Origin of the sequence: Stenotrophomonas maltophilia (genome assembly GCF_001676385.1) — a bacterium.
In the GTDB taxonomy this organism is placed as follows: Bacteria; Pseudomonadota; Gammaproteobacteria; order Xanthomonadales; family Xanthomonadaceae; genus Stenotrophomonas; species Stenotrophomonas maltophilia_J.
In genome coordinates, this window is the sequence record NZ_LYVJ01000004.1 from 107101 (window position 1) to 118832 (window position 11732).

8 protein-coding genes are annotated in these 11732 nt (G+C 67.0%); 7 read left to right on the forward strand and 1 reads right to left on the reverse strand.

Annotation, left to right across the window (positions count from 1 at the left end):
• The first annotated feature begins 132 nt into the window (after window positions 1–132).
• From A9K58_RS06275 to A9K58_RS06305, 7 genes are all read left to right on the forward strand, one after another.
• Window positions 133–891: a SapC family protein gene (locus A9K58_RS06275; protein WP_065198544.1), complete on the forward strand. Its 759-nt coding sequence runs from the start codon at window positions 133–135 to the stop codon at window positions 889–891.
• Between the two features lie 3 nt (window positions 892–894).
• Window positions 895–1917, forward strand: a complete 1023-nt coding sequence (locus tag A9K58_RS06280; RefSeq protein WP_065198545.1) for a cupin-like domain-containing protein — start codon at window positions 895–897, stop codon at window positions 1915–1917.
• 10 nt (window positions 1918–1927) lie between these two features.
• Entirely contained in the window at window positions 1928–3457 is a 1530-nt protein-coding gene (locus tag A9K58_RS06285; protein ID WP_065198546.1) for a tryptophan halogenase family protein, read from the forward strand.
• A gap of 200 nt (window positions 3458–3657) precedes the next feature.
• Entirely contained in the window at window positions 3658–5151 is a 1494-nt protein-coding gene (gene xylB, locus A9K58_RS06290; RefSeq protein WP_065198547.1) for a xylulokinase, read from the forward strand.
• A 44-nt stretch (window positions 5152–5195) separates the two neighbouring features.
• Window positions 5196–6527: a xylose isomerase gene (gene xylA / locus A9K58_RS06295; RefSeq protein WP_065198548.1), complete on the forward strand. Its 1332-nt coding sequence runs from the start codon at window positions 5196–5198 to the stop codon at window positions 6525–6527.
• Window positions 6528–6572: 45 nt separating this feature from the next.
• Window positions 6573–7982, forward strand: a complete 1410-nt coding sequence (locus tag A9K58_RS06300) for a sugar porter family MFS transporter (protein WP_065198549.1) — start codon at window positions 6573–6575, stop codon at window positions 7980–7982.
• On the forward strand, window positions 7979–10537 hold the full coding sequence (locus A9K58_RS06305) for a glycoside hydrolase family 3 protein (RefSeq protein ID WP_196769162.1): 2559 nt from the start codon (window positions 7979–7981) through the stop codon (window positions 10535–10537). Before A9K58_RS06300 ends, A9K58_RS06305 begins: the two co-directional genes overlap by 4 nt.
• A gap of 70 nt (window positions 10538–10607) precedes the next feature.
• Here A9K58_RS06305 and A9K58_RS06310 read toward each other — a convergent pair whose 3' ends face one another.
• Complete coding sequence (locus A9K58_RS06310; RefSeq protein ID WP_065198550.1) at window positions 10608–11666, reverse strand: LacI family DNA-binding transcriptional regulator; 1059 nt, start codon at window positions 11664–11666, stop codon at window positions 10608–10610.
• Between the last annotated feature and the right edge of the window lie 66 nt (window positions 11667–11732).

An 11732-nucleotide genomic window follows, 5' to 3' on the forward strand; every position in this document is an offset into this window, starting at 1 on the left:
CTGCCCGTGCGTTGGCCGTACCGCTGCCCGGGCAGCGGTACTTTTTTGCTGCACGATGGCCCGCCCCTGCACGCATCGCATGGGTGGGCGCTAACATGCAGTGAATGGTTCTGCATTGGACTGGACAGCCCCATGGCCCGCTACGAAATGCTCAACAACATCGCCCACCGGGACCTGCGGGTGGCCACCGGCTTCGGCCCCGAGTTCGGTGACGCGGTGGGCATGGTGCCGGCCTACCCCAGCGAGTTCGCCGAGCTGCAGCGGGAGTATCCGATCTTCCTCCGCAGGGAGGTGGCTTCAGGGGCGTGGCAGTCTGTTGCCCTGCTGGGTTTCGAGCAGCACGAGAACCTGTTCCTGCAGGATGGCCGCTGGAATGCCTCCTATCTGCCGGGCGCCGCCGCGAAAGGGCCGTTTCTCATCGGGTTCCAGGAGCATCGGGTCGACGGCGCGCTCACCCGGGAAGCCGTGATGCACGTGGATCTCGATCATCCGCGCGTCAACGCGGTGGCCGGTGAGCCGGTGTTCCTGCCCCAGGGTGGGAACACGCCTTACCTGGACCACATCGCGGGCGTTCTACGTGGCATCCACGAGGGCAGCACCTTTGCGGAAGAAATGTTCGCGATGCTCGACGCGAAGGGGTTGATCCAGCCGATCACGCTCGACGTGCAGGTCGAACCGCAGCACCGCGTATGCGTGAACGGGTTGCACGCGATCGATCGGGATCGCCTGGCTCGGCTGGATGGCTCGGCCCTGGCCGAACTGAACCGCGCCGGTTATCTGGAAGGGGCGTATCTGATGCTGGCATCGCTGCACAACATGCGGCGCCTGATCGCCGAGAAGCAGCGGCGCCTGCGCGCGCAGGACGCTGCCGCTGCAGCGGGCAGGAACTGACCCATGGTGGCCGGCGCTGCGGTGCGGACGCTGGAGGGTGCCGGGCGCGATGCACTGCCACTGGCCGCGCTGGTGGCGGCGGGCGAGCCGGTGGTGTTGCGGGGCATCGCGCAGGACTGGGCGCTGGTGCAGGCCGGCCTGCGTTCCACCCTGGAGGCATTCGCGTACCTGCGCGGTGTCGATGCCGGCATACCCGTGCCGTACTCGTTCGGCACGCCGGAGATCGAAGGGCGGCCGTTCTACAATGCGGACTTCACCCAGCTGAATTTTGAAGTCCGGCGGGCACCGCTCGCGCAGGTCCTGGATGAAATCGCCACGGTTCTGGAGGACCCGAGGCCGCCGACTTACTACGTGGCTTCGCTGCCCGTCGAGCGGGCATTGCTGCCGGCATTCGCGCAGGCCAATGACGCGGGGCTGGCGGGGCAGGGTATCGATGCGCCAGCCAGCATCTGGATTGGCAATCGGGTGACTGCCTCATGCCATTACGATATCCCGGACAACCTGGCCTGCTGCGCGGTAGGGCGGCGCCAGTTCACGCTGTTCCCGCCCGAGCAGATCGACAATCTCTATCCGGGTCCGCTGGATCCGACGCCGGGCGGGCAGGCTGTCAGCGTGGTCGACTTCGACCGCCCCGACTTCGCACGGTACCCGCGTTTCCGGGAGGCGCTGGCGAGCGCGCGGAGCGCCGTGCTGGGGCCGGGTGACGCGCTCTTCATTCCCGGCATGTGGTGGCACCACGTGCGCAGCCTGGAACCGTTCAACGTGCTGGTGAATTACTGGTGGCGCAGTTCACCCGCCTACCTGGCCTCGCCGTTACCGGCGCTGCATCATGCCATGTGGGCCCTACGCGATCTGCCGGCACGCGAGAAGCAGGCATGGGAAGCACTTTTCCGCTATTACGTGTTCGGCCCGGGCGAGCGCGCGGGGCAGCACCTGCCGCAGGCCGCGCGGGGCGAACTGGCGCCGTTCGACGAACTGCGTGCACGCCGCATGCGTGCGATGCTGCTGGGCAGGCTCAACCGCTGAGGTCACGCATTTGGACACCGCGAGCGCAACAGAAGGTCGGGTTCGCAAGGTCGTCATCGCCGGCGGTGGCACCGCAGGCTGGCTGGCCGGATGCGCATTGTCACATCAGTTCCGCGACCAGCTCGACATCACCCTGGTCGAGTCCGAGCAGATCGGTACCGTCGGCGTCGGCGAGTCCACCGTGCCGCCGATCCGCACCTTCCACCGCTTCCTGCAGATCGACGAGCAGGAGTTCCTGCGCGCGGTGGCCGGCACCTTCAAGTTGTCGATCTCGTTCGAGAACTGGCGCGTGCCGGGCGATCGCTTCTTCCATCCGTTCGGCACCATCGGCCAGGGCACCTGGGCGGCCCCGTTCCACCACTACTGGCTGGACAGCCTGCGTCGCGGCATGGCATCGGACCTGGGTGACTTCAGCGTGGAGAGCGTCGCATCGCGTGGCGACCGGTTTTCCCTGCAGACCCAGCCCCAGGCCAGCTATGCGTATCACTTCGACGCCGGGCTCTACGCCAGGTTCCTGCGTGGCAAGGCCGAAGGCCATGGCCTGCGCCGGGTGGAAGGCAGGATCGCTGAGGTCAGGCAGCATGCGCATGATGGCTCGGTGCAATCGCTGGTGCTGGAAGATGGGCAGGTCATCGAAGGCGACCTGTTCATCGACTGCACCGGGTTCCGCGGCGTATTGACCGAGCAGGCCCTGCACACCGGTTATGAGGACTGGCACGAATGGCTGCCGTGCGATCGTGCGGTCGCGGTACAGACCGAATCGATCGAGCCTCCGGTGCCCTATACCCGTGCGATTGCCCACGAAGCCGGGTGGCGTTGGCACATCGCACTGCAGCACCGGGTCGGCTGCGGGCTGGTGTATGCCAGCCGCCACATGTCCGACGATGAGGCCCAGGCCCGGCTGCTTCGCGATGTCGGTGCGCCGCCGCTGCGCGAGCCCTGGAGGGTGCCTTTCCGCAGCGGGCGGCGCCTGAAGGCCTGGAACAGGAACGTGGTGGCACTGGGGTTGGCCAGTGGCTTCATCGAACCGCTGGAATCCACCAGCATCCACCTGACCATCAGTGCGGTGGTGCGCTTGATCCAGCTGTTCCCGTTCGATGGCATCCGCGATTCGCTGGTGGAGCTCTACAACGATGTGAGCCGGCAGGAGATGGAGCACGTGCGTGATTTCATCATCCTGCACTACCACGCCACGCAGCGCGACGAGCCGATGTGGAAGGCGTGCCGCGAGATGGCGGTGCCTGCTTCGTTGCAGAACCGGCTGCGCGCGTGGCGTGACCGGGCGCATGCCTGGCAGGACCCCGGCGAGCTGTTCCGGGTGGAGTCGTGGGCCAGCGTACTGCTGGGCCAGGGCATCCAGCCGGGGAGCCCGCATCCGCTTGCGCGTGCGCTCAGCGACGCAGACCTGCGCACGCTGTTGAAGGGTATCCAGCGGCCCGTCCAGCAGGCGGTAGCGCAGATGCCGTCGCAGGCAGCGTTCATCGATGGCTATTGCAGGTCGGCGCCGCAGGTGTGGCGAACGGGCATGGCAATGGCATAGCGGGAACCGCTGCATGTACAGGCGTGCCGCGTTGCCGCCGCCTTTTGCGTTGCAGCACGCTTTTTTCGCGGCAGCTGGTTACAGTGCGGCATCACGGCGAGCGGCGACGACCGTCGTGGGGAAAAGGGGACCTGGAGGGGGACCCTTTTTTAACCCAGCAGAATGTTAGCGCTACCTTTTGGGGTTCGGAGGCGGTTTCGATGGGTCTGGTTGCCGGTATCGATGCAGGAACGCAGAGTCTGAAAGTGCTGGTGTATGACCCGGAAGCGCGCGCGCCCGTCGCCAGCGCCAGTGCGCCGCTGGGGATGGCCAGCGGCGCCGACGGCAGCCGCGAGCAGCTGCCTGCCGACTGGATATCGGCGTTGCAGGCCTGCTTTGCCGGGATCGATGCTTCAATCCGCTCGCGCATCGTCGCGCTGGCCGTCTCCGGCCAGCAGCACGGTTTCGTTCCGGTGGACGCGGCAGGTGATGTGCTTGCACCGGCGAAGCTGTGGTGCGATACCAGCACCGCGGCCGAATGCACGCAGATCATGGATGCCACTGGTGGCGCGGCCGCTACCATCGCGCTCGCGGGCAACCCCATTCTTGCCGGCTATACCGCCTCGAAGCTGCCGTGGACCAGGACGCACCGCCCGGGCGCCTACGCGCGGCTGGCGACGATCCTGTTGCCGCATGACTACGTGAATTTCGTGCTGACCGGCCAGCGATTCTGCGAGTACGGCGATGCTTCGGGCACCGGCTGGCTGGATGTACGCACGCGCACGTGGTCCAGCGAACTGCTGCGCGCCACCGACCCGGAGCGTGATCTTGCGGCGTGCCTGCCCCCCATTGCCGCGCCCGATGCGCTGTTCGATATCGCGCCTGCAGCCGCCGCAGCGCTGGGGCTGCCGGCAACCGTGAGGGTGGCCGTAGGCGGTGGCGACAACATGATGGCGGCCATCGGTACCGGCTGCGTCACGGAAGGCCGCCTGGCCATGAGCCTGGGCACGTCGGGCACGCTGTTCGCCTATTCGGATTCACCTGTGATCGATCCGCAGGGCGCCTGGGCCGCCTTCTGCTCCTCCACCGGCGGCTGGCTGCCACTGATCTGCACGATGAACTGCACGGTGGTGACCGAGCAGGTGGCCACCGCCTTCGGTTTCAGCACGCGCGATGGCGACGCCCACCTGCGGGCCACCCCGCCGGGCGCCGATGGCCTGGTGATGCTGCCGTTCCTCAATGGCGAACGCACGCCCGACCTGCCCGCCGGCAAGGGTGTCCTGGCCGGCCTGGACACGACCAACATGACACCCGCGCACATCTACCGCGCTGCCATGGAGGGCGCGACCTACAGCCTGAAGTATGGCTACGACGCTTTCGTCCGCGCCGGGATGCGGTTCGACCGGATCGTGCTTACCGGGGGCGGTAGCAACAGCGCTGCATGGCGGCAGCTGGTGGCCGATGTCTTCGGCCTGCGGGTCGATGTGCCGATGCAGCCGGAAGGCGCGGCCTTCGGTGCGGCGCTGCAGGCGCTGTGGGCCATGGGGCGTTCGCGCGGTGATGTGGCGTCGATCGGTGAGATCACCACGCAGCACGTCGTCGCCGACCCTGCGCTGTCGGTACAGCCGGATCCAGGCCGGACCGTGGCGTATGCCCGGGCGTATTCCCGCTTCCTCAGGCATCTCGATGCCGTCACGCCGCTGCAGCGCGGCTGAAGCCCTTCTTCGCGACACCCCTTTCAACGACAGGAGCACGCAGCATGACCACGCAGCCTTTCATTGGCGCCAAGGAGTACTTCCCAGGCGTCGGCCGCATTCCGTTCGAGGGCCGCGGCTCGGACAATCCACTCGCGTTCAAGGTCTACGACGCCGGCAGGGTCATCGGTGGCAAGACCATGCAGGAGCATCTGCGCTTCGCCGTCTGTTACTGGCACACCTTCTGCAATGCGGGGCACGACCCCTTCGGGCCAGGTACCCGCCATTTCCCGTGGGAAGCAGGCTCGCCGCTGGCGACCGCCGAGGCGAAGGTCGATGCTGCCTTCGAGTTCTTCACCAAGCTGGGCGTGCCGTACTGGTGCTTCCACGATATCGACCTGGCGCCGGACGCCGACGACATCGGCCAGTACCAGAAGAACCTCACGCATATGGTCAGGCTGGCCAAGGCCCGCCAGGATGCCACCGGGATGAAGCTGCTGTGGGGCACCGCCAACCTCTTCTCGCATCCACGCTACATGAACGGCGCATCGACCAACCCTGATTTTGCCGTGGTCGCGCGCGCCGCGGTGCAGGTGAAGGCGGCACTGGAGGCGACCGTAGAACTGGGTGGCGAGCACTATGTGTTCTGGGGTGGCCGCGAAGGCTACGCCTCGCTGGCCAATACGCAGATGAAGCGCGAAATCGATCACTTCGCGCGCTTCCTGACGATGGCCCGCGACTACGGTCGCAGCATCGGGTTGAAGGGCAATTTCCTGATCGAGCCCAAGCCGATGGAGCCGATGAAGCACCAGTATGACTTCGATAGTGCCACGGTCGTGGGCTTCCTGAAGGAGCATGGCCTGGAGAAAGACTTCAAGCTCAACATCGAAGCAAACCACGCCACGCTCTCCGGGCATACGTTCGAGCACGATCTGCAGGTGGCCTCGGACCATGGACTGCTGGGCAGCATCGATGCCAACCGCGGCAATGCGCAGAACGGTTGGGACACCGATCAGTTCCCGAGCGATCTGTACGATACGGTTGGCGCGATGCTGGTGGTGCTGCGGCAGGGCGGGTTGGAAGGTGGCCTGAACTTCGATGCCAAAGTGCGGCGCGAATCGACCGACCTGGAGGACCTGTTCATTGCCCATATCGGTGGCATGGATGCCTTTGCCCGGGGACTGGAGGTCGCCCATGCGCTGCTGACCGAGTCACCGTGGGAGCAGTGGCGGCGCGAGCGCTACGCCAGCTTCGACAGCGGCGCCGGGAAGGAATTCGAGCGCGGGGCGCTCAGCCTTCCGCAGCTGGCGGCGCTGGCTGCAGGCGGCGAGCCGCAGCAGATCAGCGGAAAGCAGGAGCGCTATGAGAACCTGCTCAACCAATACCTGCTGCGCTGAGCGCGGCAGGTTCGACGCGGCATGGCCGCAACCGAGGGGGCATGAATGAAGCAGGCAGCGGGCAGCGGCGAGAACACCTGGCTGATCGTGTTGATCAGTGTGGTCGCGACGATCGGGGGTTTTCTGTTCGGGTTTGACAGTGGCGTCATCAACGGCACCCAGGATGGCCTGCATCAGGCCTTCCGGTCCGGCGAGTGGATGCAGGGCTTCGAGATCGCCTCGATGCTGCTGGGTTGCGCGGTGGGGGCGTTCAGTGCCGGAAGGCTGTCCGACTCGCTCGGGCGGCGCAACGTGCTGATCCTGTCGGCAGTGCTGTTCCTGCTGTCGGCTCTGGGCGCGGGCGCGGCGGCCTCGTCGGCCTGGTTCATCGTGGCGCGGGTGGTGGGCGGCTTCGCAGTGGGTGCTGCCAGCGTCATCTCGCCGGCCTACATTGCGGAAGTGGCGCCGGCCCGCTACCGCGGGCGGCTTGCCACGGTCCAGCAGATCGCGATCATCAGCGGGCTGACGGCGGCCTTCCTGTCCAACTATCTGCTGGCCGCTGCGGCCGGCGCCTCCACCGAACCACTGTGGGGTGGCCACGCGGCATGGCGCTGGATGTTCTGGATGCAGGCGGTGCCATCACTGCTGTTCCTGCTCCTGTTGCTGGCCATTCCCGAGAGCCCGCGCTACCTGGTGGTGAAGCGGCGCAAGGAGGATGCGCTGCGCGTCCTCACCCGGCTGCTTGGCGACGGCAAGGCACGCGCCACGCTCGATGAGATCGAAGCATCGTTGTCCAGCGACCACCATCGCCCGCGGCTGTCCGATCTGCGCAGCAGGGCGACCGGCCGGATCCGCCCGATCGTCTGGGTCGGCATCGGGCTGGCGAGCTTCCAGCAGTTGGTGGGCATCAACGTGGTGTTCTATTACGGCGCGGTGCTCTGGCAGGCGGTCGGGTTCTCGGAGAACGACGCGCTGCTGATCAATGTCCTGTCCGGCGCCCTGAGCATCGGTGCCTGCATCGTTACCGTCCTGCTGATCGATCGCATTGGACGCAAGCCGTTGCTGTGGGTGGGTTCGGCGGGCATGGCGCTGTCGCTGGCGCTGGTGGTGGTGGCCTTCGCCAGCGGCTCGCTGGCCGGCGGGCACCTGCAGCTGCCGGGGCGCATGGGCACGCTGGCGCTGGTGGCGGCCAATGCCTACGTCGTGTTCTTCAACCTGTCCTGGGGCCCGGTGATGTGGGTCATGCTGGGCGAGATGTTCCCCAACCAGATCCGCGGATCGGCACTGGCGGTTGCCGGCGCCGCGCAATGGACCTCCAACTTCGCCGTGACGGTGACCTTCCCGATGCTGCTGGCGGCGGCCGGGCTGGCGGCCACCTACAGCATCTATCTGGTGGCTGCGGTGATCTCGATCTTCTTCGTGGTCCGGTATGTGCACGAGACCAAGGGCAAGGAACTGGAGCAGATGGAGGGATGAGCACCATGACATCGCATGATTCCGCATGCCGTGGCGCCGCGCTCGCGGTCGTGCTGGTGCTGGCATTGGCAGGCTGCAAAGATGGGCAGGCACCTGCACGCCCTGCCGCCACCGCGACCGATCCCTGGCCGCAGGTGGCCTGGCCGCTGGCCGAGGATGCCGACCTGGAGAAGCGCGTCAGCGGCCTGATGGCCACCATGACGGTGGAGGAAAAGGTCGGCCAACTGGTGCAGGGCGATATCGCCAGCATCACTCCCGACGACGTGCGCAGATACCGCCTCGGCTCGATCCTGGCCGGTGGCAATTCCGATCCCGGCGGCCGCTACGATGCCTCGCCTGCCGAGTGGCTGGCGCTGGCCGATGCCTTCTACGACGCCTCCATGGACACGTCGAACGGGGGCAAGGCGATCCCGCCGCTGTTCGGTATCGACGCCGTGCATGGCCAGAGCAACATCGTGGGCGCCACCCTGTTCCCGCACAACATCGGGCTGGGGGCCACGCGCAACCCGGACCTGCTGCGCCGCATCGGCGAGATCACCGCGCTGGAGACCCGGGTGACCGGCATGGAGTGGACCTTTGCACCGACCGTGGCGGTGCCGCAGGATGATCGCTGGGGACGCGCCTACGAGGGATACTCCGAATCCCCGGCGGTGGTAGCCAGTTTCGCCGGTGCCATGGTGGAAGGCCTGCAGGGCAGGATCGGCTCCCGCGAGTTCCTGGATGGCCGCCACGTGATCGCCTCGGTGAAGCATTTCCTCGGTGACGGTGGCACCACCGACGGCAAGGATCAGGGCGACACCCGCATCAGCGAAGTGGACCTGGTGCGGATCCACGCAGCAGGCTACCCGCCGGCGATCGCCGCCGGGGCGCAGACGGCGATGGCCTCGTTCAACAGCGTCAACGGCGAAAAGATGCACGGCCATCGACGGTATCTCACCGATGTGCTCAAGGGGCGCATGCATTTCGGCGGTTTCGTGGTGGGCGACTGGAACGGCCACGGACAAGTCAAAGGCTGTACGACCACCGATTGCCCGGCCGCGATCAACGCCGGCCTGGACATGGCAATGGCCTCGGACAGCTGGAAGGGCTTCTACGAAAGCACGCTGGCCGCAGTGAAGGCCGGCACGATACCCCCGGAACGCCTGGATGATGCGGTGCGCCGCATCCTGCGCGTGAAGTTCCGGCTGGGCCTGTTCGAGGCCGGCCGGCCTTCGACACGGGCAGTCGGCGGCCAGTTTGCGTTGATAGGCGCGCCTGCGCACCGCGCGGTGGCACGGCAGGCGGTGCGCGAGTCGCTGGTGCTGTTGAAGAACCAGGACGGCATCCTGCCGTTGTCGCCGAGGCAGCGGATCCTCGTGGCCGGCGATGGCGCAAACGATGTCGGCAAGCAGGCCGGCGGCTGGACGCTGAACTGGCAGGGCACCGGGACAACCCGCAAGGACTTCCCGAATGCGGAGTCGATCTACGAAGGCCTCGCGCAGCAGGTCACGGCTGCCGGCGGTGAGGCGGTGCTTGCCATCGACGGCGCCTACACGAAGAAACCGGATGTGGCCGTAGTGGTATTTGGCGAGGATCCGTATGCCGAGTTCCAGGGGGACCTGCCAACCCTGGCCTACAAGCCGGGCAACGACTCGGACCTGACACTGATCCGGCGGCTCAAGGCGGAAGGCATTCCGGTGGTCGCGGTGTTCCTGAGCGGGCGGCCGCTGTGGGTGAACCGCGAGATCAACGCCGCAGACGCGTTCGTGGCTGCATGGTTGCCCGGTTCGGAGGGCGGCGGCATTGCCGACGTGCTGCTGCGGCGTCCCGACGGAAGCGTGCAGAATGACTTCAAGGGCACCCTCAGCTTCAGCTGGCCCCGCACCGCAACGCAGTATGCAAACAACGTTGGCCAGAAGGACTACGCCCCGTTGTTCGCCTTCGGCTTCGGCCTGACCTACGCCGACAACGGCAACCTGGCTGCGCTGCCGGAGGTGTCGGGCGTGACGGGCAACGAAGGCGTGGCCGGCGTGTTCTTCGCACGGGGTGATGCCGGCCCGGGGCTGGCGCTTCGGCTGGAGGATGGCGCCGGGCAGGGCATGACCGTGACCAAGGTGCCGGATGTCCTGGAGGGTGGACGGCTGAACGTCAGCGGCGTGGATCATCTGGCGCAGGAAGACGGGCGCCGCTTTGCCTGGTCGGGCAGGGGCCTGGCCGTGGTCGCGCTGCAATCACACACGGCGCTGGACCTGCAGCGCGAGAGCAACGGCGATCTGGTGCTGTTGACCACGCTGCGCGTCGACGCCGCACCGCGTGGCGGGGCGTGGTTGTCCGTAGGCTGCGGCACTGGCTGCTCGGCGCGCATCGCTATCGGGCCGACGCTGGCTATGTTGCCTGCCCATCAGTGGACGCGTGTTGGCGTGCCCCTGAAGTGCCTGGCCGCTGCGGGCGCGAATGTCGGTGCGCTGGATCGCCCGTGGGCAATGGAAAGCGCGGACGCAATGACGGTGTCCGTTTCACGCGTCGCCCTGGGTGCATTGAACGAGGCCGAGATCATCGTCAGGTGCGATGCATGACCGTTGCGCGCCACGCCGCAACAGGTTCCGCGCCCCGCGGGCAGGCCCGGGCATGAGCCTGCGTCGCACGCTATCGCCGCTGGGGGGGCGTCGCCACCGAGTCGCGCATGACCAGGCGGTGCGGCACGACATGGTCGCGCAGCACGGGCGTGCTCTCGGCGGTACGGCGGATGTTGCGCAGCAGGATGTCGACGGCCGCGTTCGCCATGGACGCGATCGGTTGGTGGATCGTGGTGAGTTCCGGCCAGACCGTGGTCGCGGCCGAACTGTCGTCGAAGCCCACCACCGACAGGTCGCGGGGAACGTCCAGGCCGCGGCGGTGGGCTACGGAGATTGCGGCGGCGGCCATGTCGTCGTTGCTGGCGAAGATGGCCGTCGGTGGGCGCCGATGGGACAGCAGCTTCTCGGCGGCGGCAAGCCCGGAGCGGTACGTGTAGTCGCCCTGCTGGACCAGGCTGGGTTCCACCGCCAGCCCGGCTTCGCGCAGGGCGGTAACGAAGCCGTCGTAACGGCGTGCGCTTGCGCTGAGATCCCTGCGTCCACGGATGAAGCCGATGCGGCTGTGCCCTTGCTGGATGAGGTGCTCGGTCATTTCCTTGCCGGCACTGAAGTCATCGATGCGGACGCAGGAAATGGCATCGCTCAAACGCCCGGACGCGATGGCGACAACGGGGACGCCGGCCTTGACCAGTTCGCTCACGGCGGCCTGCGATTCGCACAGGGGAGGGGGCAGGATCACTCCGTCGACGCGGCCGGCCAGGGCCCGCGCGGCAATGCGCTCGGTTTCGGCGTCCAGGTTGTCCCAGTAATCGATGACCAGCTGGAGCGCGGAGCTGGAGGCGACCCGCAACAACCCCACCAGCAGCTCGCGCAGGTAGGCACCACTGGGATTGGTATAGATCAAGGCGATGCGCGTGTGCTGCGCGGCGGCCAGGGAACTGGCGGCCAGGTTGGGCGTGTAGCCCAGCTCGCGCACGGCCCGCATCACGCGCTCGCGGGTGGCGTCGCGGACGTTGCCCTGGTTGATCACCCGCGACACGGTCATCGGCGAAACGCCGGCAAGGGTCGCTACCTCGGCGATCGTCACGCCCGCAGTCTTGCGGCGAACCGATTTCTTCGGCTTGTCCAATACACGATCCCTTTGTTCTTGGTGGCGCTGCTGTGCAGGGGCGGGAAGCGGGGAATGGAGCAGCCT

Bases quoted from the DNA above. Each gene is read 5' to 3' on its own strand.
- A9K58_RS06305 (WP_196769162.1), top strand. From the start codon at position 7,979: ATGAGCACCATGACATCGCATGATTCCGCATGCCGTGGCGCCGCGCTC.
- xylA (WP_065198548.1), top strand. From the start codon at position 5,196: ATGACCACGCAGCCTTTCATTGGCGCCAAGGAGTACTTCCCAGGCGTC.
- A9K58_RS06300 (WP_065198549.1), top strand. From the start codon at position 6,573: ATGAAGCAGGCAGCGGGCAGCGGCGAGAACACCTGGCTGATCGTGTTG.
- A9K58_RS06280 (WP_065198545.1), top strand. From the start codon at position 895: ATGGTGGCCGGCGCTGCGGTGCGGACGCTGGAGGGTGCCGGGCGCGAT.
- xylB (WP_065198547.1), top strand. From the start codon at position 3,658: ATGGGTCTGGTTGCCGGTATCGATGCAGGAACGCAGAGTCTGAAAGTG.
- A9K58_RS06275 (WP_065198544.1), top strand. From the start codon at position 133: ATGGCCCGCTACGAAATGCTCAACAACATCGCCCACCGGGACCTGCGG.